This window comes from Treponema zioleckii, assembly GCF_014737315.1.
GTDB classification, from domain to species: Bacteria; Spirochaetota; Spirochaetia; order Treponematales; family Treponemataceae; genus Treponema_D; species Treponema_D zioleckii.
In genome coordinates this window covers 18,528-42,619 of record NZ_JPUF01000009.1, presented here as the reverse complement: position 1 = coordinate 42,619, position 24,092 = coordinate 18,528, and the positions used below count along the sequence as shown (strand labels likewise).

The following is a 24,092-nucleotide window of genomic DNA, read 5'->3' as shown; positions in this document are numbered from 1 at the left end:
CTAGCCCCCTTTCTAGACACTTCAAGCACATAATAAAATTTTCAGTGGCAAGATTTGCATTATGCGTTGCTTTGCCTTTTCATACAAAAAAGCTATCTTTTAGAATCCCTTCCACCGTAGAGGAAGTATTAACAGATTCTACAAGTTGACTTTTAAATGTACATATCCTGTATCTTTTTTAGAATCAAAATGTTAATCTAACGTTATGAAACATTCAATTATAAAAAACATCACAATTTTGACTTTTTTTGTCACTCGCATGTTTTGGCTGTGCCTCAAACGAACCAATCCCAAATGACTTGACGGCACAACAACTTATCCAGCAAGGACAGACGGCTTTTGAACATTCGGACTACAAACTCTCTCTCCGTTACTACAATGCCGTTCTCGAACGCTTTCCAGACGACAGGGCTGTCTGCATAGAATCAAAATATGAAATCGGGCACCTTTATATGAAGCAAAAAAAATATGAAGCGGCAAAACCGATTTTTCAGGAACTTCTCGACTTGTACGCAAACACGCTCCCTGGAGAACTTCCTCCGGCATACCAAAAACTCGCACAAATCGAAATGGAAAAAATAGAGAAACGCTAACGGAAACGCTAAAACCAAACTTTTTATCTACAAATTTTACTTTAGCGTTTCCCGAGAGTTTTCTAACGAAAACTCTCGATTCATAGTGAAGTTTGCAAACAAGAGGTGCACTTTTGTGCTCGCCGCCGCGGCTCGCACTTATCTATCTTCCGCGGTCTTCTTTGTTGTCTGGAACAATAATCGTATCGATTTTTATATTCTTTTTTCTTGCAGTTTCTTCAACTAGGGCTTTCGTATATTTTCCGGTTCCGCGCGGCTCTGGATGAGGCTCAGCGTCGCCCACGAGAATCACTTTGCGCTCAGCGTCGTCGCGCCAGTCATAAAAATCCAATGCAGCGTACAAGCCCTCGTAAACGGCTTCTGGCACGTCTCCGCCCTCATCTCCTTTTATTCCAAAATTGAACAGGCATTTTCGGAACACCTTCAAATCGCCAGTAAATTCGTATTTTTTTACCGGAAGCCCTTTAGTGTTGTACAAATCCTCGTAGTCCCGGTAGAGCAAAAGTGCCACACGAAAATCCTTAAACTTTTTCATAGCCGACTCAAGACGCGGAATCCAATCCGCTCGGAGTTTTTCAACATCATCTTTCATGCTGCCAGTAGCATCAAGTACAAAAACAATATCCACGTTCCCGCGAGAGTTGATTTTTTCTATTGAATTCATCAAATCGTCAACAAGCGAGTCAGGGCCGTCCGAAACAGTAAAGTCCCCTTCCCCGCTTTCGGCAATTCTTTTAAAACTGTCGGCGGCAACAGGATTGTAGTCGTCACGCAAAAGTGACGGCACAGACACTTCGTCACTCTCAACAGATTTTTCAAAATCAAACATGAACGGGTTGTCCGCAAAGTCGCCGTTATAATCTGCATATTTTTTTTGGAAGGAACGAATATTTATAAAAGTTCCCCGACCGATTTTTACGCTGCCGTTACGAGTCCAAGCATAGCCAAAAGCGATTTCGTTCGGAATATAAATATGAAAAGCCTCGCCAAAAACACTGTCAGCCTCCGCAGTCGAATCAATCAGGCTGTAACGCGCTCCCGGCGAATCAAGAAATTTCCCGTTCAGCATACGCTTCTCATTTCCGTTTATTTCATTGAATTCCAGCGCGCGAAAAGCATAACTGTCTTCCTTTCCGTTAGGATCTTTCGTAGTCTCAGTCAGCAAAACTGATTCAATTCCAGTTTTTTTTCGGATAAAAAGATGATACCCTTTCACCGAGCCAGTTTTTTCATCAATGTCACGGCTGACTCGAACATCCTCGCTGTGAAGCAAAATGTTTTCGGCAGCAAAAATTTGAGCACTGCTGAGAAAAATCATAAAAATTATTCGGAAAATTCTTTTCATGCTATTTCAATCGGCTATTTCAATAGTTGAAATTAGGTCAAACTGTGCTATAATCGTCTTTCGTGAGCGAAAATAAAATGGACACAGAATTTACTCCAGTAGACATAAAAGAATTCTTTGGAGAAGAGACACAAACCGAGGATTCCCAGGATACAGGGATTGTTGTTTTTTCAGAAAGGCAGCAACAGCTGGTACAAGAACTCAGAGAAAAACTCGGGGGAATAAATTATACTCGTTTTGACAAATTTGAAAAACGTATACAAGATTTAAAAAACCTTGCGGCAGCAATAGCTAAATTTCCGTCGCTCCTTGAGCGGGCAGACCTTACAGGCGGTTCCAGAACCCCTAACTCACTCATCGATTCTCTCATAAACAGCAAGCGGGACGGTGACACAACTTTGCAATTGCCGTCAAAAGCAACTTTGGGCAAGGGATTTCTCGTCGCAAAACTTCACACATTCGCAAGTCTTGAGCGTCTTTCAAAACAGGCGGATGAAAACTCAAAACTTTCAAACGCTCTTCACAATGAAACAATTTCTATGATGTTTTTGTTGCTTGCAGAAGATGTGTACCTGAATCTCATAAAAGATTCAAATATCCCTGTTGATTTAAGGCGACAGCTTGCGCTCTCGCTGCTCCTTCTTTGGGAACACCGCGCAGATCAGAACATCTCTGACATTTCGCCAGTCCTGCAATCAGTCTGGACAGCCCGCACGCGGTTAGCTCCTGCATTCGGCACGATGATGGGAACAAGCGAACTGATTATGATTTCGTTTCAGCTCGACGAAAACTGGAGTGATTTTATAAAGACAAAACTCAGCGAGCCGGACGTGAATCAGGCAATGGAAGAATTTCTTTTCGGGCTTTCTTACGAGCAGATTTCAAAATTAAAATCGATTTTGCGCGAAAAAAAGATTTCTGCCATCGGACGTGACGAAGTTTCTTCATTTTTGGGCGAAGCGGTCACAACAGACGTTAGTGAAGATTACCGGGACTTTTTCCAGCAATATTCCGTGCGACGGGACAATGCCAGGGCACGAAGAAGACTGCACATTCCAGGTCCGCACAACACGCTGGAAGACCACTTCATAAGCTACATCATGGAAAGGAACATTGAAAAACAGAAAAAAGACGCAGATTCATTGATAAATCACTGATAATGAATTGTTGAAGGCAAACTTTGCAAAATTCATACTTCGGTTGTCATGTCTAAATCCTTAAATTTAATTGACGATTAAGCCATTATCAGATAATATTTCTAAATATGGGTATTGCAACAAGCCAACAGTTAACAAAGTATTACGACCAATACCGTGATACTGAAATAACTTTCACAAAAGATATTATACGAACATTAAAACTTGACCCCCGTCAGGTCTACGTAAAATGCAATAGCGGACAGTGGCCTTGTATCATAAATTCAACTTCTTTCCAATTAGCAAAGATTATCATTGGAGTAAAAAGTGGGGCTTTTGCAGCTTTGGCAATAAAAGACCCGCCGACAGTCAACTTAAAGCTTTGTTTTTTTCATGATGACGGACAGGCCGTAAATTTCTTCATTGCAGGCAAAGTTACAAAAATCACACCGTACATGAACTCAAAAGATTTGGCGGTAGTGACCATCACATATACACAGCGTCCGCCGGATGACTTTATCGAAATTACAGGTCGTCTTTTGGAAGCGAACGCAAACGCAATCCGTCGCCGTGAGGAACGAATCGTAATCAACGAAGATAGCAAGCGAAAACTCGGTTTGTCAAAGGAAGAATGTGTTGTAATCGTTCAAGGCGTTCCGCGCCATTGTATTCTCCGAGACGTTTCTTTCTCTGGTGCAAAAGTAATTCTTATCGGTCTCTCGCAGTACCTTGCAAACAAGGAAGCCGTAATCAGAATGGATTTTGAGGAGCCGGCCGAAACACTTTCTATTAGAGGTGTCGTTGTTTCTGCAGACCTTATCGAAGGGCGAAAAGACATTTGCTCGGCAAGCATCAAATTTGACGAGAACGTAATTCCGCTTTCCTTCAAGTTGCACATCAACAATTACCTTACTTCCGTCCGAAAAACACAACTTTCGGCAACAGATCAAATTGCAATGCAGAAGGCTGCCCAGCAAGAGGCGTTGGCAGCTCAGCAAAAAGCAGCGCCTATAAATGGAGCCGCTCAATAAACGTTTTTGATTTGCAAATTGGAGCTTCCTAAAAAGTTTTAAATTTGTCATTCAGGTATTTTTTTTATTATTTTATAAAGGTGCGAAACAGCCTAAGGAAGATAGAAAAAGATTTTGCCGAATGATGAATACTAGAATTTTTTAGGCAGCTCCTTTTTTTATCTTTTATCCTACATTTTTATTTTTAAGGAACAAAATATGAATCCTACAAGCCCTCTCGACACGATTTATTACATCAACTTGCCAGAGAATTTCAGTCTTTCAAAAAACGCAATGCACATCGACCCGACAATTCCGCTTCCAGTTCAGCAAAAAGACAGTGACGCGCCAGGAACGTTCGATCCAAAAGAACTCACGCCCGAACAGATTTTGTCAGGCTTGCTCACAATCATGGCTTACGACCCGAAAAACGAGCACATTCTATATTACAGAACGCTCCTAAAAGAAGCACGCCCTAACCTTCAAAAAGAGCTTACGGAAGCAGCAATCTTAAAAGCAAAAAACGAAGATTTTGATTTGGCAGAAGAAATTTTCAGTGCTTTGCGTGGATATGACCCGGAAGACATGGTTACGGTGCTCAACACGGCGTTGTTTTTTGATCAGCGAGCAGATGCTTACCGCCGTCAGGGCTTAACAGACGATGCAGACGCTTACGACGAAGATGCCCTAGTTTATTACAGGGACGCTTTGGACGCAGAGCCGCCGCTCCCGGACGCATTTTTTAACGCAGGATTCTATTTCCTCAAAAAGCACAATTACCGCGAAGCCAAAAGCAATTTTGAAACTTATATCGCCCTTACCTGCGACATGAAAGACGAAGATTTGGGCGAAAACGGAATTTACAAGAAAAACCGCGCTCAAGAAATGGTCAACAATATTTCCAACAGAAACATGGAAGACGACCATTTTGTAGCCGCATACGATTTGATTTCCAGAGGTGAAGAAGAAAAAGGACTTCAGGAAATCAGAAAATTCATTTCAAAGAATCCAAACGTATGGAACGCCTGGTTCATGCTCGGATGGGGAATGAGACGGCTAGAAAACTTCGAAGCAGCAAAACAGGCATTTGAAAAAGCCCTGACGCTTGAAGGCGGCAAGACCAGCGACACTTACAACGAACTTGCAATCTGTCTCATCGAGCTTAACGACCTTGAAGGCGCGCGCAACTGTCTGAATACGGCTCTTAAAAGTGAGCCTGAAAACACAAAAATCATTTCGAATTTGGGTTATCTTGCATTAAAAGAAGGGAATCCGGCACAAGCCGCAGCATACTTCCAGACCGTACTCGAATACAATCCGGACGACAAAATTGCAGCCGCAGAGCTTGCTCAACTGGACGTTTAGGTTTAACAATTAATTTGAAAGCGGGGAAAGACTGACGACATCGCCGATTTTTACCCCCGCGCGCTCAAACCAGCCCTGCGGAACTTCAAGGGCATAACGGACGCTCACGGTACTCACAACGCTAGAAAGACTGAACGGAGTCATATCAAAAATATTGCGAATCTTTCCGGTATAATCAATGTAAGCTATCGAAAGAGGCGTTGGAGTGTTTTTCATCCAAAACGAAAGAATCTGATCACGATCAAAAACAAAAATCATTCCCGTTCCGTCAGGAATCGACTTGCGTTCCATAAACCCGTGCTGCCGGGTCTCGTAAGTGTCGGCGATTTCGGCATTTACGAGCACATTTTTTCCGTCTGCACAAGTAATCGAAAACTGTTTGGAAGGCAATTTTTTTTGAGATGAAGAACTGCAAGAAAAACAAAAAACAGATAAAAGACAAAAACAAAAAAGCAGAAAATCTGATTTTAAAAATCATTATCAAAGTCCTTCCAAAAATGTCTCTCGATTTTTTTCACCGTAAGTTTTTTCGATGCTGGAAGACTCCTGACGACTGTCAAAAACCTTCTGGTCAACATATTTGAGAGTAAGAGGCTTTTCCAGCGACATCATCACGTTGCCATCTTTCCAAAGCGATTTTTTAGGATTTATATCGTTTGGATTTCCGTACTTTTCGCAGAGCTTTGAAAAAACAGAATAGTGGTCAATCTTTGAAGAATCAAGATTTATCGTGATTACATAAAGTTTTCCGTCCGCAAACTGAAACCAGCACCGGTCAAGATAAGAAAAAGAAGAATACGTCGCATCCGTCTCGATTAAAGTTTGCCCGTCTGACGGAGAAAGAGAAACGTCCCTGTCGCCACGGTAACCAAACTGACGGTCATTTTTCAAGGCTTCTTTTACAGCATCCACGCTCATTCCAAGCTGAACTTTTCCAAATCCATTCGGAAGCGAGTATGCAAAAGCAGAAAGAAAAAAAATCAGCAAGAAAAAAAGGATTTTCAATCTATTCATATCTTTCATACTTTACATGCCTTTGGAAATCTTCTTTCTATAAAAGAGTGACTGCTTCAACAATTCATCACGCTGTTTTACGACAATCTTATTCTTTTGAACGGAAATAAGCGGGAATGTCATAAACTTATACAAGCATTTTGCCTGTTCTTGCTTGGAAAGACCGCACATCGTCGCAATATCATTCGGCGAGAACTGCGTCTCGTATGAAGCCCTTGCATCAAAATCAAAATTAGTTTTTTCAAGCTGTAAAACCAGCATGTCAATCATCTGTGCAACAGGGTCGGCATGCAAAAGTGAATTCGTAAGCTGTCTGTTAAGACTCCAAAGGCGCTCAGAGAAAGTGGTTGTAAGCCTTGCAATCAACTGTGGCTGAGTGGCTACCATGTTGTTGAAGTTCTGCTTGTTTACGGTCATAAGCTGACAGTCAGAAGCAGCAATAGCAGAAGCCGAACGAGGCTTATTTTCCAGAAGCGCCATCTCTCCGAACATATCACCTTTTTTCAAAATAGCAAGAATTACTTCCGTACCGTCAACGACTTTTGAGATTTTTACAGAACCGCTCTGGATAATGAACATATCAGCTCCAGTCTGCGACTCAGAAAAAATCATCGTGTTCATAGGATATTTTCTCATAAGATCGGAGGTCGGCTCAAAGTATACGGCCTCAGAATTTGGCTTGAGTTTTGCGAGACGAACGGTCGCGTCTTTTGCAAACTGGCCGTTTCTGTCAGCCTTCAAATACTGATAGTAGGCAAAACAAGCAATGGAATCGCTGCCGTCCTCGTCATAGTATTTTGCAACCTGATAAATCTGCTCAGGAGTATCAACCGCAGAATTGTTCAAAGTCTGCTGCATCAAAGTTTCGTTCAAAGTGCGCATTCTGTTTGCGAATGTTCGAATAATCTTCATAGCAACAGCGCTGTTTTTATTTATAAGTTCAGAATATTGGTCACGTCGAACTGCGATGCAAACAACATCGGTCATTGCCACCGCACTTTCAATCTGAGAATTTCCTGACATGCACGAAACTACACCTACGAAGTCGCCAGGCCCCAGAACTTCCGGTGTTGAACCAGGAAGCTCGTTCGAACGAGAAACCATTACCCGACCATTCTGAATTATATAAAAACGATCGGCATTCGCTTTACCTTCAACAATTACGAAACTTCCTTTTTTAAAACTTACAAATGATAACTGTAACACTTATGACCACCCATGTTTGTCTAAATCCAAATTACCCACAACTTTATATCGGTATGACCAGCCTTAATTTTAATTCAAATTTAATTATCACACAAAAAGAATTTCACATTCCAAATCAATATTCTTTTTCTTTTTAACATCTTTCCTTATAAAATCCACTAGTTCCCGAATATCCTTTGAAGTAGCATTTCGCTCAGGATTTATAATGAAATTTCCATGCCAGTCAGCAATTTTTGCACCGCCAACGGCAGTTCCTTTTAGCCCGCACTCATCAATCACTTTGCCGGCAATAATACCTTTTTCCAAATTGTTCTTAAAAACGCTGCCAGCACTTGGAGCCGCAAACTGCCCTTTTGCATTCCGCTCCTGCGTATATTTTGAATACAAAGAATTTACAACATCCTGAGATTCGGTATTTTTATTAAGAACAAGGAAATCCGCAGAAAGAATCAAAAAATTGCTTTTTGACTGGAAAGGAGACTTTTTGTACCCCCAATCATCATCTTTGCCATTGCGCACATTCTGAACGGAATCATAGATTCCCTGATATTTGCTCATAACGTAACTATGAATCTTAAAGTCGTCCAAATCAAAATATCGCACGCAAATCAGGTTTTCGTCCGTGCTAAAGCCAAAGCAGGACGCGTTCATAAAAATCGCCCCGCCAACAGTTCCTGGAAGCCCCGAAAACGGCGCAAAATCAAGGATTTTCTGTTCGCGGCAAAAATTACAAATTTGTCCCCAAGTTGCACCTGCGGAGCAACTCAAAACAGAATATTCCTCGTTGTTTTTCTTGAACGAGCTGAATTTTATTTTTTCCTCAGAATCACAATTTCCGCAATATTTTGTGGAAATAATTGCAAAATCGATTTCCTCAGGCAAAATAGTGTTGCTTCCGCCGCCCAAAACAAAAAATCTTACGCCGGCTTTTTTGCACAACTCAACTGCGCAAACCAAACTTTCCTCGTTTGCAGGCTCAAAGAAAATCGGAGCAAGTCCGCCAACGCGCATGGTAGTATGATTTTTCATCAACTCGCCATTTTTTATGCTGCCTTTAAATTTCGATTTGAATTCAGAATAAAAATCAAATTTGCTAAAATCATTTATATCGTCTTGATTCTGTTCGTTGAACAGATGAATAAATTCGCTTAAAATCATAGACTAAATTATATATCAATAAAAAAAGAACGTCATTCTTTGTTTGTTAATAAATTGAAAATTCCGCAAATTATTAAAAAATTCTGGCGTTCTCATATAAATTTGGAAGTTAAACGAGGTTAAAACTATGGCTTTAAAACTTTTCAACACAATGGGAAAAAAAATGGAAGAATTCGTGCCGGTAGATCCTAACGGAAAACACGTCGGATTTTACGGATGCGGACCTACGGTTTATAATTACGCTCATATCGGAAATCTACGCGCATACATTTTTTTGGATATTCTTGACAAGACTTTAACTTATCTTGGCTACGACATAACTCACGTAATGAACATTACGGATGTAGGACACCTTACGGGCGACAACGACGACGGCGAGGACAAAATGCTAAAGAGCGCCGCTGAACGCCATCAGTCGGTTCTTGAAATCGCTAAATTCTATACCGACGCATTCATGAAAGACATTGACGCGCTCAATATCCGTCACCCAGACGTAATCTGCAAGGCCACCGAACATATTCCAGAAATGATCGAGCTTATCAAAAAACTCGAAGCGAACGGACACACCTATATGGCAGGCGGAAACCTTTACTTTGACGTTTCGACTTATCCGAATTACGGAAAACTCGCAAATTTGAATCTTGACGAATTGAAAGCCGGTGCCGGACGCAGAAAACTTTCTATTATAGATGAAAACAAACGAAATCCTTCTGACTTCGTACTTTGGTTCACAAAATCAAAATTCGAAAATCAGGCGATGATTTGGGACTCTCCGTGGGGAGCAGGCTATCCGGGCTGGCACATTGAGTGCTCTGCAATGAGCATGAAGTACCTCGGAAAACACATCGACATTCACACAGGCGGAATCGACCACGTGCCGGTTCACCACACGAACGAAATCGCACAGTCCGAAGGTTCGTTCACGGAAGAAGAAGCAAAAGAAGGTCCGTGGGTAAAATACTGGCTTCACAATGAATTCCTTGTAATTGAGGGCGGAAACAAAATGTCAAAGTCGTCAGGAAATTTCTTGCGGCTCCAGACACTGCTCGACAAAGGCTACAGCGCGCTTGACTACAGATTCTTCCTGTTGGGCGGACATTACCGCAAACAGATTTATTTTTCTTGGGACGCAATGAACGGCGCACGGGACGGCAGAAACGCATTGAATCAGCGTGTGGCAAAACTGATTCAAAAAGCCAACACGACCGAAAATCTGGGACTTACGCCTGAAAATTTCGCAGAGATTCTTTCAAAAATCAATTTTGAATCGGAAAACGAAAAGAGATTCAGGGAAGGACTTGAAAATGACCTTGCAACCCCGATTGCACTCTCGGCTATGCAAAAAGAATCAAACGGAAAGGGCCGAAAAGCCTCCGAGGCTCTGTCCGCAATTTACAAAATGGACAAAGTTCTCAGCCTGAGCGTTATCGAAAATGCTTTTGAACTAATCAAAAATGCCGAAAATGAAGAAAAAGCTAGTTCCGATGACCATGCAGGAGATCCTGAAGCTGAAGAAATCAACGCACTCGTTGCGGAAAGAACATCCGCAAAAAAAGCAAAGGATTTTGCCAAATCAGATGAGATTCGTAATCTGCTTTTAGCCAGAGGAATCACAATCATTGACACGCCGACAGGACCAATCTGGAAGCGTGGATAATTTTTTTGATTTTTAATGTAACTTTTAGGAATTATTGTGTTTTCGAATTTGATAAAAGGAAATTCGCAGGCAAAACCACTGAATGCGGCAAATCCTGCGGATTTCAGAACTTTATATAATGAAACTTTTGCTATTCTCTACAAAATCGCTTGGCGCGTCGTAAATGACGAAGAAGCAGCCGAAGATCTTGTACATGATTCTTATATCAAGGCCAACGAAAAAGCGCTTGTTTTTCCGAGTTTGGACGATGCAAAGTTCTGGCTCATACGCGTCGTAAAAAACGCCTCCCTGAACTACGCAAAACGCAAAACCCGCGAAAGCAAGGCTTATCACAAGGCTTTTTACGAGGATCACAGACAGGCCACCTCCGGCGAAATAGATTTATTAAAAGAAGAATCAAAAGAAAAAGTTTTGGAAGCATTGAACAAGCTTCCAAAAAGTTTGCGGGAAGTGCTTGTGCTCCGCGAATACGGTGACTTGAACTACCGCGAAATCGGTAAGGTGCTCGGAATTACCGAGGGCAACGTAAAAGTCCGAATGTTCCGCGCACGTGCACAGCTTGAAAAACTTATAGGGAGCAATGATGTCTACTTATCCTGAAAAAGATTTACATTCTGTTTACCTCGACGGCGAATTGCCTGACGATTTCGTTGAAAAATACGAAACTCTCGTAAAATCCTCAGAAAAAAGTTCTGCAGAACTAAAAAAAATGCAGAAAATTCATGAATTGCTAAAAGAAGATTCCGAGAAGAAAGACAAAGAAATCACTCAGGAATTCATTGACGCAAGTTTTGACAGACTGATGACAAAAATGAAGTACAGCAAAGTCATTCAACAGTCAACTGAAAAATCTCCGTTTGCCTTCTCAAACATAGCGCGTTGGACAGTTCCTTTTGCGGCAGCGGCAGTTTTTGCTGTAATCGTTGCGCCAACGTTTATGACGGCCCGTTCAGGGCTTTCACCGCTTAACGGGGAACTAAAAACAATCAGCCTTGCGAACGCAAATACCGGAAATATCACGCCGCTTGCGGAAAACAACGTTATCATTGACGGAGACATTCGTTCGGACGCACTTGCCTCGGTATTCGGAGCTGTAAACGATTATTCAGAAGACCAGCTTGACGTTCCGGCAACAGTAATAACCTCGCAAAAAACTGTGCCGGCAACTTCGCTTGCCTCAAGCTCTCTTGCATCAAAATCACTCAGGAATAACTTGCGTTCTGTTGATGTGTTCATACCAGACTCAATGCGAGGCTCAACAAGAAGATTTTCAGTTCCAAAATTCCATGAATTACCTGATGAAATAAACGGATATAATCAATATAATGGTTATAACGAATATATTGGTGAGATTCCGAATTTCAGCGCACCAAATATTTCGGAAAACTAATATTCAGGAATAAATTTTGAAATCTGGAAATATTTCTCTTCTTTTTCGTAAGTCGGCAATTTTTAGAGTTGTATCGTATTTGTTTTTTATTGGAATTGCGGTTTTTGCAATTTCATTCATCTCAATAAAAACGAAGAAAATTCCGATTATCGAGTCGATTAATCCGCCGGTAGGCTCCGCTGGAGACATGCTCGTAATCAAGGGTGTTAACTTTGGGAGCACGAGAGGTCTCGGCTATGTTGAGATTGGCGGCAGCAGAATCACTGCCAGCGGATACACTTCTTGGACAGACAGCCAAATAAAATTGGTTTTACCGTCAAACGTTCAGGACGGTTTAGTTTTCGTAACAACTCAATCCGGCAAATCCGAACCGGGATTTTTCGTGAACGCCCCTTCACTTCCAGTACCCGCACAAACAGATAAAAAAATTCTTCTCCCAGTCATTTCTTCAACAAAAGACAAAGCTGTTTTTGGCGAAACAATTACGATTGCCGGCAATAACTTTGGCTCTGTGCGTGGCAAAAACCAAGTTTTGTTCACCGCGAACAGGGACGATGCGGACGAAGAAAAAAAATTTATTGCCGTAAAGAACGAAGGCTATGCCTACTGGAGCGAAAACGAGATTCATGTAATCGTTCCGGACGGAGCAAAAAGTGGAGTTGTGTGCGTAAAAACTGACGAAGGCACGAGCAACGGTTATTCAATCGAGATTTCAAGTCCAGTCGGAACAAAATCATTTACCGCAAGAAAAAAATATGTGGTCCAGCTGATTGAAGACGTTGAATGCAACGAGCCAAAAAATCTTACAACTGTGACAATGAGAGTTCCTCGCCCGCAAACAAGCGCGCAGCAGCCGTTCGTGGAACTTGCGGATTACATGCCAGACCCGGTAATTTTTAACTACAAAAACACAATTGTAAATCAAGTTGACCTTACAAAAATGAATCAAGGCAAAAAAATTCTTCTGAATCAGATTTACAGAGTCGGCACTTACAAGGTTTCGACTCAAATTGCGCCAAAAAACGTGCAGCCTTACAGCGAAGAGACAAAAAAGTTTTACAGCACGGCTTTGCAGGCTGACAAAATCATAAAAAGCGATTCAGAGCAAATCATTGCTTTTGCAAAAAAAATCGTGCAGAACGAAACGAACATTTACAATCAGGCACGAAAAGTCTACGACTACATCGTTTCATATTACACGCTTTCTGAAAAATTGCGCGAAAATACGGCGGCACCGGAAGAGCTTGTAAAAATCAGCCACGGCGACGCTTACGATTTTGCGATTTTTTACACAGAACTTTTACGTTCCCTCGGAATCATCGCAAATCCTGTGAGCGGAATTATCGTAAACTCGGACAAGTCTTCAAAAATTCACTGGTGGACGGAATTCTACATTGAAAATTTCGGCTGGGTTCCTGTTGACGTTGCAATGGGACTCGGACGGGAATTAAAGGCTTTTGACCGAATCTCAGACTCAAAAAATTATTATTTTGGAAATCTCGACAACCAGCACATAATTTTTTCGATTGGCTGGAACGAAATGAAATCAATGTCGCAGGAAAAAAGCAAAGTCACGAGAATGCAAAAAACATTTGCATTGCAATCGGTTTGGGAAGAATCCAGCGACGAGAACGTAAATTACACTTCACATTGGAGCAATCCTGTTGTTAGCGAAATAAACTGACGGCAGGCACTTTTTAGATTTTGAAGACGGAGGATTTTATGAACACAAAAGTTTTATCTGTAGGCGGCTCAATCGTAGCCCCAGAATATCCAGACACAGAATTCGTTGGCAAATTTGTAAAAATGGTAAAAGATTTTCTTGAAGCCAATCCAAATGACCGGCTCATTCTCGTAGTCGGCGGCGGCGGTCCAGCAAGAATCTACCAGAAAGCATTCAGAGAAGTGACAAATACAGCGGAAAACGCAGGCACAGATGCGGCGGACTGGATTGGAATTATGGCGACCAGACTTAACGCGCAGTTCGTAAAAGCAAGCTTTGGCGACTTGTGCAAAGAAAGCGTAGTTACGGATCCAACAGCGGCGAACGAATTTACAGGAAAAATTCTTGTTGCGGCAGGCTGGAAACCAGGATTTTCGACAGACAATGATGCAGTTCTTCTCGCTGAAAAATTCAGTGCAGACACAGTTGTAAATTTAAGCAACATCGAAAAAGTTTACACCGACGACCCAAGAAAAAATCCGGAGGCAAAACCGCTGGACGAAATCTCTTGGGCAGATTTTAGAAAGATGGTCGGTGACGAATGGGTTCCTGGAAAGAACTGCCCGTTCGACCCAATCGCAAGCAAAAAAGCAGAAAGCATGGGGCTTAAAGTTATTTGTGCCGGCGGAAAAAATATCGAAAATACAAAGGCAATTCTTGAAGGCAAAAATTACGTCGGAACAACGATAAAATAAAAGTTACCTTGAAAAACTGAAGCTTTTCAAAGTTCCCTAAATTAGAGGTGTTCTAAAACTTCAGTTTTCCGAACAAGTCTATTAATAGGCGGCAAGCTGGCTCAGCAATGAATCAAGTTTGCTGCCGTATTCTTTATCACCAGCCCAAGTGCCGGCAAGTTCGAACACCGTAGGGGCTTTTCCACGAGGCTTAACATATTTGTAGCGTCGGTCAATCAAATCGTTGTGAAGAACGCTCTCCTCCGTAGTGGAATATGCGTGCAAATGCTGCACGTGGGCGCGAACACCAAGTTCCTCGGTCGCAAAATACTCACCGCGATGCTCTGCATCAATCGCACCTAAACCGCAAAAGTTATTCATATCAGGAGTTACGAGATTCCCGTAAGTCAAAAAGCCTGTTTCCAAACACATCTGAACGAACGCACAATCCGAATTGATTCCTTCAGTTTTGCATTCAGCAACATAATATTTTGCAAGGCGGAAAACTTGTTTTTTGTCCGCATCTGGATTTTTTGCGAGAAAAAAATTAGTCAATTGGTCGGCAGATTTTATGCCCGGCTCGGAAAGCACTCGCGAACATTCCTCAGAAGCACGGCTTGAAACACAAGAAAATAAAAGAAACGATAAAAAAGTGACAATCAAAAAATAGCAAAATCTTTTCATTCTTAAAATTTCGGAAATCAAAATAGAATTCTTAGGAAAATAAAAAAATGAACTATAACAAAAGATTATTCTAAAAAATCGAAATTTTGTGTCAAAAAAGGGAAGTTATATTTATGTGAAAAAATATTTTTTCAATGATAATAATGAGGACAGACTCCAAATAAGGGAGCTTACGTTGGCAAACGGACTGGATTTTCCTTCCGATTTTGAATTAATAATGCTGATTCTTGGGAGCGGAACCCGAAAAAAGAAAATCGAAATGCTTTCAAAAGATGTGCTGGACGTTGTTCTGGCAAGCAATAGCGACAACCTGATTCAGAACCTGCAAAAAATCGATGGAATCGGGAAAAACAAGGCTCTGGCGGTGGCGGCGGCACTGGAATTCGGCAGGCGAATGAACAGAAACCCGCAAGCGGTTCTGAGCAGCCCTACGGACGTGATTCCGTTCATAAAAAGCTACGCAATGCAGCCGACGGAACATTTTTTGTGCATAAGCATGAACGGCTCAAAGGAGATTTTGTCGATTAGAGTCGTTTGCGTCGGTTCGGGGAACATGGCCGTGCTCCGCTCGGCAGAAATCTTCTCGGAACCGGTAAAAGAACGTGCCTCGGCAATAATCATCGCGCACAACCATCCCGGAGGGGCGGCTTTTCCAAGTTCTGCGGACATTCAGACTACGCACGAAATCTTAAAAGCCTCAAAACTGCTCGGAATCGCGCTGCTCGACCACGTAATCATCACCAGAAACGGTTATTTTTCGTTTTTGGAAAATGACATGCTAACGGAAGACTGATAGAATTAAAATCAGCGGAAAGCTCCAAAACAGATGACATCTATTCTGTATACAGTGCAGAAAACTACAGATTTTTTTGGGGCTTCCACAAAAGAAGGAACAATGCAAAAATCAACTTGCCCAAATTTTATGCACTCAAACTTTTATCGTTTTTTTGTGCTCGTTTTAATTCAGCTGCTGCTCAGCGCAATTTTTTCGAAAAATCTTTTGGCGGAAGAAATCCCAGAACTAAATGCGGAGGAAATTTCTTCGATTGCTGAGCGGGAAACACAAATCATAATCAAATCGAATGAAAAAAAGACGAAAGTTTTCGTGAACAATCAGTTTCAGGGATACACGACTCTAAAATTGACGGGACTCGTTGAAGGCACGTACTTTTTGCGCCTTGAAAAATCAGGTTACAAAACAGAATCCGCGTTGATTGAAGTTGAATACGGAAAATCAAAAACTTTTTACGTTCAGCTTTTCAAACTTGATTCAAAAAACTGAATTTTTTAGAGCAACCCATATTTTTCATGTTTCTGCTTTTCGATATAATTATTCTATGTCTAAAAAGGAATTTACTTTTTCAATCGATGAACGACTCGCAAACAAAGCGACAGAACTTTTTGAACAGCTCGGAATGACTTTGGATTCTGCTGTTAATATTTTTATTTCACAGGCAGTTTTGAGACGCGGACTTCCGTTCCAGATTGTCATGCCAGAAAATGCTGACGAAAAGACGGAAATTAAAGAAGCAAAACCAGAAGAACCAAAAGAAAACTCACAAGCTGACGAAACTACAACGGAATCTAATGAATGCGAGGAAGCCAAGGAAGCAGAAAAAACAGAAGAAACTTGCGTAGCCAAAACTGAATCCGCACAGGCAGAAGAGCCAACTTGCAGCGCAAAAGAAAATGAGCAGCCAAGCACGGCGGAAGTTTCGTTCGTAACGCCTGAAATTGCGGCTCGCGTGGCAGCAAATGAAACCTTAGTGGCAGAAATGCGAGGAAGCCTTGAATCTTCGGACTGCACACCAGAATTTGAAGAAAACGAAGAAGCGGAGCTTGCCAAAAAACAGGAAATTGCGGGAAATACCCCTAAAACAGAGGCAAAACCAACAAAAGAAACTGAAAGCAAAAACGAAAACATTCCTGCAGATGCAACTGAACAAAACAGCGAGAACGCTGATACTGTTGACGAAGATGAGGAAGAAGACCAAAATCTTCCAGACAATATTTTTGACTGCTGGGAATAGGATAAAAACGTAGGTGCGCAAAAGGAAAAGAAATCAAAATGCCTGAAAACAAATCAAGCAGAAATAAAACCATCGACTTTTCGGAGGCAGAAGGGCAAAAATATCTCGAAAGATGTTTTTTTCCGGCAGAAAACAAAACTCTTGCCTCCGAAGAAATTCTCGATAAAACGCTTTGCGGCGATTCTTTTAAAATCCTTGAGAATATGCCGCGAAACTTTGCAGAATTGATAATCGCTGACCCGCCCTACAATCTTGAAAAAACTTACGATTCAACAAAATTCAAAGAAAGAACGTCGCAAGAATATTTTGAATACACAAAAAATTGGGTGGCGCTTTGCCTTCCGATTCTAAAATCAAACGGAACGATGTACATTTGCTGCGACTGGAAATCCAGCATTACGATTGCAGACGTTCTCTGCACGCTTGAAGCCGAAAAAAAACTCGTAATCCAGAACCGAATCACTTGGGAACGAGAAAAAGGCCGGGGTGCAAAAGCGAACTGGAAGAACTGCCACGAAGACATTTGGTTCGTCACAAAATCAAATGAATACACTTTTAACCTCGATGCAGTAAAAATGCGCCGAAAAGTCATTGCACCGTACAAACAAGACGGAAAACCAAAAGATTGGTCAGAAAGCGAGCAAGGAAATTTTAGGGACACCTGCCCTTCAAATTTTTGGAGCGACATTTCGATTCCGTTTTGGTCGATGGCAGAAAACACAGCTCATCCAACGCAAAAAGCCGAAAAGTTGCTCGCAAAGCTGATTCTAGCCTCTTCAAACGCCGGCGATACGGTTTTTGACCCGTTTTGCGGAAGCGGAAGCACATCCGTGACGGCAAAAAAACTCGGCAGGCATTGGTGCGGAATCGAAAAAGAGAAGCGATACTGCGAATTTACAGAATACCGACTCGAAATGGCAAACGAAAACAAAAACATTCAAGGATACAAAGACGGTATTTTTTACGAAAGAAACACCGCCCCGAACGACTAAATTTGACACAGATGAACGCAGATGAACAGTGATGAGGCACAGATAAAAAATCCGTGTTTATCAGTGTCAGAAAATTACAGATTCCAAAACAAGTTCAGCATCTATATTTAAGATGCTTTCGACTTAGCTTGGTTGTTGAGTTTGTCGAAACACAACCACCGAATTTTCCACGCCGGAATCAGTTTAAAAAGCCACGGTACATTTTATTGGCAAATGGTCTGAATACCCCGAACCGTTGTAAAGTTTGTATGACTGCGGATGCCCTTCGGCATCTGCCCACGCGCCGCCGATCTGAGGAGCAAAATACGTGATTGTAGCATTTTCGGCAGCAAAAAAATTGTCAATCCGTTCCCACTCGTCCCTGAACCAATAACTTCCCGGCTCAATAAGCTCGCCAGTCTGATTGAACCACGGTGAGTGGACGAAAGTTTCTTCTTCGCCTTTTAGCGAAATATTAAGTTTTTCCCCCTGCCTAAAAGCAAACTCGCTGATGTCACGATTAAAATCTCCGCAGGCAATCACCGCGTAATCCGATTTTTGGGAAGAACGTATAAGGCGGGAAAGTTGCTTTTCCTGATAATCGCGCCAAACTTCGCTTTCAGCTTCGCCTCCACTCTTGCTTTTCCAGTGATTTACAAAAACTGTGAGCGGTTTTCCGTCAATCAAAAAATCAGCCTGAATAATCGGACGCATTGAAGGCTGTGAAGAATCTTCCGAAGAAATGGAAAGTTCGTGAACCGACACATTTAAAATCGGATAACGCGAAATAATCCCCGAACCGATTGAAGCATTTTTTGCCGCGGAAAAACAACCGTAGGAATACAAATCCGAACGCGAAAAGGAGCCGGACAGCCTGTTTGAAATATCATAAAGCTGCTCCTTTTTTTCAAGTTCCTCCATTACAACAATATCGCAATCCATCGCCTTTATGACTTCGCAAAGCCGTTCAAGGCGCGCGCAATATTTTTCTTTTGACCAACCAGATTTTGAATTCTTGAATTCTTTGTACTCGTTGCCGTCAAATTGGGCATCAAAAAAAGTCTCAAGATTCCAATTCAAAATAGAAACCTCTTTTTCATTTTTGGAAGATTCGCTGCATGAACTCGAAATGGCACAAGCCCCGAAAATCGCCAAAAAAACAAAAACGGAAAAACATATAGAAACAATTTTTTTCATAAAAACCTCTATATAGTTACTTCCGTTTTTGAACAAAGAATTCCTAAAAATTTTGGAAAAAAATCTAAAATAACAGTTATTTATCTCACTGCAAGATTCCCGTGACATGCTTCGACGACGCTCAGCAACCAGCACGGGAATGGCAGACTTCAGAGATTCTGTATCAGGGTCTCCACATTATGGGCAAAGTGACTAAAAAAATTGTCGGAACGAGAGCGAAAAAATGGCTTTTGTGAACGTTTGCAAGGTGAGCCGCTTTGCGGCGTTAATAATTTTCCTTACACCTTGCACCGCGTGAACAAAAACATTTTTTCGCGGTAGTGCAGACAATTTTTTACACCTGCAAGCCTATAAATGGAAGCACACTGACATTCGCTCAACTAGCTGTCGAGTTTTACTTTTAGGACAACGAACTTTCCGTCGCGGAAAACAGTCACGGTAACGACGTCGCCAGGTCGCTTTGCCTCCAGCGCGCTCGTGTAATCCGCGTAAGTCTGAATGTCAACGCTGTCGATTTTTGTGATTATATCACCGTCAACATAGAAAGTTTTTGGATTGAATCGGCTTCCGTACTGAACGGCGCGCGTTCCGCCCTTAATGCCAGCCTGAGCCGTGTTCGAGCCAGACTGAACTTCGCTTACAAGGATTCCGTAACCGATTTTTATTCCGAGATACTGAGCGATTCTTGAAGTCATTTGCACCGGAGCGATGGCAAGTTTACCGCGGTTCACTTTGCCGTACTGAATCAAATCATTTACGACACGTCTTGCCGTAGAAACAGGCACTGCAAATCCGATTCCGGCAGAACTTCCAGAATTTGAAATAATCATCGTATTGATTCCAATCATTCGGCCCTGAGTGTCCAAAAGCGGACCGCCGGAATTGCCCGGATTGATTGCAGCATCAGTCTGAATCATATTTCGGATGATAACGTTCGTGCTTTCCTGAATCGGGCGGCCAAGACCGGAGATGATTCCGGTGGTCATCGTGCGCTCAAGGGCAAACGGATTACCGATTGCAATCACTTTCTGACCGACTTTTAGGCTCTCGCTGTCACCGAACCCGATTGTTTTAAGTTCTTTTCCGGCAGGCGGGTCAAACTTTAAAACGGCAATATCGCTCTCAACGTCCTTGCCGACCACAACGCCCTCGTAAGTTGAGCCGTCGGCAAGCGAGATGCTGATTTTTGTTGCATTGCTGATTACGTGAACATTCGTAACGACGTAACCGCGCTTGTCGATTATCGAGCCGGAACCAGTTCCTCCGTCCTGCAAGACAGGCTCAAAGAACCAGTTGTATGCCATTTCCTGCGTGGTGATGTTCACGACAGCCTCGTTGCACTTTTCGTAAACAGAAATATTCTGCAGCTCGTCCTGAGTGTATTCAGTCTTCGTGCTTGCCACCGTAGTTCCCTGAATCTGCTCAACGCCGTTCGTGGACTCGCCCCGAACTTCCGCAAGCGTTTTTTCGGCATTGGCAGTAGATTCCGCCTCCCCCGACTCGCCGTCAGCAGTTTTTTTTAGGGAAACTTCGGAGTTTTCCCCAACGTTGGTGCGCTCTGAGTCATCAGATTTTCCCTGCAAAATCATATATCCGGCGGCAGCAATAAAAACTCCTGCAATCACGCCAAACGAAACGTTCCGAATCATTTGAAATTTTGAATAAAGCTTCATTTTAACTCCGTAAAAATACTAGTGTTGCAAATAATATTTATAGATTCCGAATCAAGTTCGGAATGACAGGCCGAATGTCGGGTATAAGTCAGTGTCTACTTTCAAAACTCGACATTAAGCCTAAACCATAAATTAATCTATAAATATTCTACTTTTATCCCCGCGCTTTTTCTAGTTGCAAAGTGCGCGTTATGCGGTCGCAACATTCGGAAGGACCAAAATACTGAATCGGCCCCGTAAAAACATATTCCGTGTTGAACGCCCATTCATCGCGCTTCTGAGCGAATTCCAGGAACGGTTTTCCGTTCAAATCGACGAGAGATTTTTCAATGACAGGCTTCGGCACTCCTTTTCGGATTTCCACGTTCATCATCATCGTGAGCGGGATTCCGCCACAAATCCAGTTCTCCGCATTCTGCTCCAAGTTACGCACCGTGGCGATGTAGCCCGTAAGCCCGTTCGCAATCAGCAAGAATGCCGTGCGGCCAAGCGCGTAGCAGTAATTCGAGTCAAAATTCGAAGGCATTACGCAGCGTCCCTCGTAGCCGTAAAAGAACGCCATCGGCGAAAAATGCCCGCTGTACTCACCGTTTGCGCGCATTTTTAAAAGCCGCGACTGAATCATTCCGATAAAAAGCTTTTCGGTCTCAATTTTTGAAACGATGATATTTCCGTGAGGGTCACGCAAAGCCAAAAACTGCTCCGCAATCTCGTCAGGAAGTTCGCAGAGAGTTGCAAACGCATTCAAAGTGAGTCTGTCTTTGAGCCAAGCTTTTTTTTCGGTAAGATTTTTTAGCGATTCATAAACTTTTTCAAATTCCTGCCAGTTTATGTTCAGCTCAAGAATCAAATTCGCGGTCTCAGGAATAAATTCCACGATTCCTTCAGGAATCAGAACCAAGCCGTAATTTTCGCCGTTCAAAGCGCGCTTTGAAATCACGTCGCAAATGTGGTCAATTACTTGGGCAAGGCTCGCGCCTTTTTGTTTAATCTCCTCTCCAATCAGGCACACGTTCGGCTGAATCTGCAAAGCACATTCAAGAGCAATGTGACTTGCGGAGCGGCCCATGAGTTTTACGAAATTCCAGTATTTTTTTGAAGACATCGTGTCGCGGGCAAGGCTTCCGATTACGCTCGAATAAAACTTTGTGGCCGTGTCGAATCCAAACGACGCCTCGATGTATTCGTTTTTTAGGTCCCCGTCAATGGTCTTTGGGATTCCGATGACCTGGCAGGGAACTTCTTTTTTCTTAAAGACTTCGGCAAGAATCGCAGCGTTCGTGTTTGAGTCGTCGCCCCCGATTATTACGAGTGAATCGAGATTGAGCGATTTTATGACGCTCACAGCCTTTTCTATCTGCTCGTCCGTTTCGATTTTTGTCCGTCCGCAGCCAATAATGTCGAATCCGCCGGTATTCCGAACAGAATCCACGATTTCTTTTGTAAGGATTTCGTAGTCGCCGTTCACAAGACCTGACGGCCCCAAATGAAAGCCAATCAGCTTTGACTCAGGGTTGGACTCACAAATCGCGTCGAAAAGTCCTGCCACGACGTTGTGACCGCCGGGAGCCTGCCCGCCTGAGAGCAGAACGCCGACGTTCCTCGGTTTTAAGGCCTGTGGATTTTTTCCGTCCTTAAAAGTGACTGCCTGGGTTGTGTGCGTAAAAGCAAATTCATTTTTAATCCGCTCATCAACTTCGTTTTTTAAAAGTTCTTCTTTTTTTAATTCAATCAGCGAGGGATTTTTCATCAACAATTGCGGTATGACCGGTTTGTAAGCATAGCGTGCTTTTTGTAGCGGAGATATGTTTTTCATAGCTAAATTATGCGAAATTTACGAAAACGCTACAAGTTGTCTTTGAGAATTTGAGTTCACTTGTGCGTTTCCCGACAGTTTTGCGGAGCAAAACTGTCGCTCTGGTGGGTGCGCTTGCAGGGGCTTCACAAAACGCGGCGGCTCGCACTGTTGGGGAAAATTGCCCAAAACCAACTATTCAATTTTTGCACTGCAAAAATTGAGAGGAACGGCGAAACCAAATGTTGAGAAGAGAAAAGTTGGTATTGCCGTTCCACGGACACGGATATTCTCGCGGTGGTTGTGTTTCGACTTCGCTCAACAACCGCAATCGGGGAAAATTGCCCCAAACCAACTATTCAATTTTTGCACTGCAAAAATTGAGAGGAACGGCGAAACCAAATGTTGAGAAGAGAAAAGTTGGTATTGCCGTTCCACTTTGTTATATGCCAATCAGGAAAAAAAATGTTATAATTTTCCAATTCCTCAAAAATGCCATTGCCGGCGTGCGTTTTTGCCCGCAGCGCCCGCAGTGCTTTTTATATGGGAACTTCGAAAAACTTCAGTTTTTTGAAGTTCTCACCTTTAAAATCTCGTCTAGCGTAGGCTAGACGACGGGCACCGCAGAAAACCAACAGGGGTTTCGAGGTGCCCAATATATAAAAATCACAAGGAGAACAAAATCGATGGCAACAAACTCAATCAAGTACGCTCTACGCGAGAATCTTCTCACCGCAGCCCCGGACGACTGCCTGGCGCAGGTTGTGGACGCACGAACCTATTCGCAGGAGGACATCGCGAACGAGATGATAAAGCGAGGCTCTTCCCTCACCGCAGCTGACATTGCTGCATACCAGAAGCTCGAAGCCGAAGTCTATGCGGACATAATCGAAAACGGCGGAAACATCTCAACTCCAATCATCAGCACAAGTTTTTCAATCACAGGCGTGTTCACCAACCAGACCGACAGCTTTGACAAAGCCCGACACGCAATCAAGCTGAACGTGAATGCGGGAACGGCGTTGCGCGAAGCGGCAAGCAAGGCGACCACGCAGAAGGTTGAGACCAGCTCGACCGACCCGTACATCACGAGCGTTACCGACAAGGTTACGGGCGACAGCAGTGCAATCAAGGCAGGAAGCGTGATGGAGTTGACAGGAAGCCGTCTCAAATTCAACGCGGCGGACGAGGAGCAGGGAGTTTTCGCGCTCACTTCTTCGGGCGAAATCCACTGTGCCACCGTCATCGAGAACAAGCCGGCACGCCTTCTCGTGCTTCTCCCAGCCAGCATTACGGCAGGCGAGTTCACCGTGGAAGTGCGCACAAAACTCACCGGAACGCGCGGAACAAGCGGAAAAACGCTCAAAAAAGGCGGCTACAACAAGACTCTTACCGCAGTAGGCGCATAAGTGCCTGTATGGGAGCAATACACTATGCTGTATGCCACCCATACACTACCGTGTATGACATC

At 42.9% G+C, this 24,092-nt stretch carries 23 protein-coding genes; 14 read left to right on the top strand and 9 right to left on the bottom strand.

The window, feature by feature from the left end; genetic code table 11:
- The first annotated feature begins 299 nt into the window (after positions 1–299).
- Positions 300–593 (top strand): tetratricopeptide repeat protein, encoded by a 294-nt coding sequence (locus JI65_RS03875; RefSeq protein ID WP_191014068.1) that lies wholly within the window; start codon positions 300–302, stop codon positions 591–593.
- A gap of 142 nt (positions 594–735) precedes the next feature.
- On the opposite strand, the gene JI65_RS03870 is transcribed toward JI65_RS03875, so the two are convergent.
- On the bottom strand, positions 736–1,938 hold the full coding sequence (locus JI65_RS03870; protein ID WP_191014067.1) for a vWA domain-containing protein: 1,203 nt from the start codon (positions 1,936–1,938) through the stop codon (positions 736–738).
- A gap of 77 nt (positions 1,939–2,015) precedes the next feature.
- On the opposite strand from JI65_RS03870, the gene JI65_RS03865 reads away from it, so the two are divergent.
- From JI65_RS03865 to JI65_RS03855, 3 genes are all read left to right on the top strand, one after another.
- Complete coding sequence (locus JI65_RS03865; RefSeq protein WP_191014066.1) at positions 2,016–3,095, top strand: hypothetical protein; 1,080 nt, start codon at positions 2,016–2,018, stop codon at positions 3,093–3,095.
- Positions 3,096–3,202: 107 nt separating this feature from the next.
- Positions 3,203–4,105, top strand: coding sequence for a PilZ domain-containing protein (locus tag JI65_RS03860; RefSeq protein ID WP_191014065.1), 903 nt, complete (start codon positions 3,203–3,205; stop codon positions 4,103–4,105).
- A 198-nt stretch (positions 4,106–4,303) separates the two neighbouring features.
- Positions 4,304–5,449 (top strand): tetratricopeptide repeat protein, encoded by a 1,146-nt coding sequence (locus tag JI65_RS03855; RefSeq protein ID WP_191014064.1) that lies wholly within the window; start codon positions 4,304–4,306, stop codon positions 5,447–5,449.
- 9 nt (positions 5,450–5,458) lie between these two features.
- Here the strand turns inward: JI65_RS03855 and JI65_RS03850 are convergent, their stop codons facing one another.
- The 4 genes from JI65_RS03850 to murB all read right to left on the bottom strand — a co-directional run bounded on the left by JI65_RS03850 (position 5,459) and on the right by murB (position 8,827).
- Positions 5,459–5,839, bottom strand: a complete 381-nt coding sequence (locus tag JI65_RS03850) for a DUF192 domain-containing protein (protein WP_340138428.1) — start codon at positions 5,837–5,839, stop codon at positions 5,459–5,461.
- Between the two features lie 90 nt (positions 5,840–5,929).
- A complete protein-coding gene (locus JI65_RS03845) occupies positions 5,930–6,463 on the bottom strand; it encodes a hypothetical protein (RefSeq protein ID WP_191014063.1) in 534 nt (177 codons plus the stop codon).
- A gap of 12 nt (positions 6,464–6,475) precedes the next feature.
- Positions 6,476–7,669, bottom strand: coding sequence for a Crp/Fnr family transcriptional regulator (locus JI65_RS03840; RefSeq protein WP_191014062.1), 1,194 nt, complete (start codon positions 7,667–7,669; stop codon positions 6,476–6,478).
- An 87-nt stretch (positions 7,670–7,756) separates the two neighbouring features.
- On the bottom strand, positions 7,757–8,827 hold the full coding sequence (gene murB, locus JI65_RS03835) for a UDP-N-acetylmuramate dehydrogenase (RefSeq protein WP_191014061.1): 1,071 nt from the start codon (positions 8,825–8,827) through the stop codon (positions 7,757–7,759).
- 127 nt (positions 8,828–8,954) lie between these two features.
- Here murB and cysS point away from each other — a divergent pair, with 127 nt between their 5' ends.
- From cysS to pyrH, 5 genes are read left to right on the top strand one after another with little or no spacing between them, the layout of a single operon-like run.
- Entirely contained in the window at positions 8,955–10,484 is a 1,530-nt protein-coding gene (gene cysS, locus JI65_RS03830; RefSeq protein ID WP_191014060.1) for a cysteine--tRNA ligase, read from the top strand.
- Between the two features lie 36 nt (positions 10,485–10,520).
- Positions 10,521–11,084 carry an RNA polymerase sigma factor gene (locus JI65_RS03825; protein WP_191014059.1) on the top strand — a complete coding sequence of 188 codons (564 nt, stop codon included), beginning with the start codon at positions 10,521–10,523 and terminating at the stop codon, positions 11,082–11,084.
- A complete protein-coding gene (locus JI65_RS03820) occupies positions 11,065–11,874 on the top strand; it encodes a hypothetical protein (protein ID WP_191014058.1) in 810 nt (269 codons plus the stop codon). The genes JI65_RS03825 and JI65_RS03820 overlap by 20 nt, the downstream gene beginning before the upstream one ends.
- A 16-nt stretch (positions 11,875–11,890) precedes the next feature.
- Positions 11,891–13,558 carry a transglutaminase domain-containing protein gene (locus JI65_RS03815; RefSeq protein ID WP_191014057.1) on the top strand — a complete coding sequence of 556 codons (1,668 nt, stop codon included), beginning with the start codon at positions 11,891–11,893 and terminating at the stop codon, positions 13,556–13,558.
- Between the two features lie 38 nt (positions 13,559–13,596).
- Positions 13,597–14,292, top strand: coding sequence for a UMP kinase (gene pyrH, locus JI65_RS03810; protein WP_191014056.1), 696 nt, complete (start codon positions 13,597–13,599; stop codon positions 14,290–14,292).
- Between the two features lie 81 nt (positions 14,293–14,373).
- Here the strand turns inward: pyrH and JI65_RS03805 are convergent, their stop codons facing one another.
- Positions 14,374–14,955, bottom strand: coding sequence for a glucosaminidase domain-containing protein (locus JI65_RS03805; protein WP_191014055.1), 582 nt, complete (start codon positions 14,953–14,955; stop codon positions 14,374–14,376).
- Positions 14,956–15,070: 115 nt separating this feature from the next.
- On the opposite strand from JI65_RS03805, the gene JI65_RS03800 reads away from it, so the two are divergent.
- From JI65_RS03800 to JI65_RS03785, 4 genes are read left to right on the top strand one after another with little or no spacing between them, the layout of a single operon-like run.
- Entirely contained in the window at positions 15,071–15,748 is a 678-nt protein-coding gene (locus tag JI65_RS03800) for a JAB domain-containing protein (RefSeq protein WP_191014054.1), read from the top strand.
- 33 nt (positions 15,749–15,781) lie between these two features.
- Positions 15,782–16,237: a PEGA domain-containing protein gene (locus JI65_RS03795; protein WP_191014053.1), complete on the top strand. Its 456-nt coding sequence runs from the start codon at positions 15,782–15,784 to the stop codon at positions 16,235–16,237.
- A gap of 55 nt (positions 16,238–16,292) precedes the next feature.
- Entirely contained in the window at positions 16,293–16,985 is a 693-nt protein-coding gene (locus tag JI65_RS03790; protein ID WP_191014052.1) for a type II toxin-antitoxin system RelB/DinJ family antitoxin, read from the top strand.
- 38 nt (positions 16,986–17,023) lie between these two features.
- Positions 17,024–17,977: a DNA-methyltransferase gene (locus tag JI65_RS03785; RefSeq protein WP_191014051.1), complete on the top strand. Its 954-nt coding sequence runs from the start codon at positions 17,024–17,026 to the stop codon at positions 17,975–17,977.
- Between the two features lie 183 nt (positions 17,978–18,160).
- Here JI65_RS03785 and JI65_RS03780 read toward each other — a convergent pair whose 3' ends face one another.
- The 3 genes from JI65_RS03780 to JI65_RS03770 form a co-directional block, all read right to left on the bottom strand.
- Positions 18,161–19,153 (bottom strand): endonuclease/exonuclease/phosphatase family protein, encoded by a 993-nt coding sequence (locus JI65_RS03780; RefSeq protein WP_191014050.1) that lies wholly within the window; start codon positions 19,151–19,153, stop codon positions 18,161–18,163.
- A gap of 380 nt (positions 19,154–19,533) precedes the next feature.
- A complete protein-coding gene (locus tag JI65_RS03775; RefSeq protein WP_191014049.1) occupies positions 19,534–20,826 on the bottom strand; it encodes a S1C family serine protease in 1,293 nt (430 codons plus the stop codon).
- A gap of 154 nt (positions 20,827–20,980) precedes the next feature.
- Positions 20,981–22,642, bottom strand: coding sequence for a diphosphate--fructose-6-phosphate 1-phosphotransferase (locus JI65_RS03770; protein ID WP_191014048.1), 1,662 nt, complete (start codon positions 22,640–22,642; stop codon positions 20,981–20,983).
- Between the two features lie 665 nt (positions 22,643–23,307).
- On the opposite strand from JI65_RS03770, the gene JI65_RS03765 reads away from it, so the two are divergent.
- Entirely contained in the window at positions 23,308–24,030 is a 723-nt protein-coding gene (locus JI65_RS03765; RefSeq protein WP_191014047.1) for a DNA-binding domain-containing protein, read from the top strand.
- The last annotated feature ends 62 nt before the right edge of the window (positions 24,031–24,092 follow it).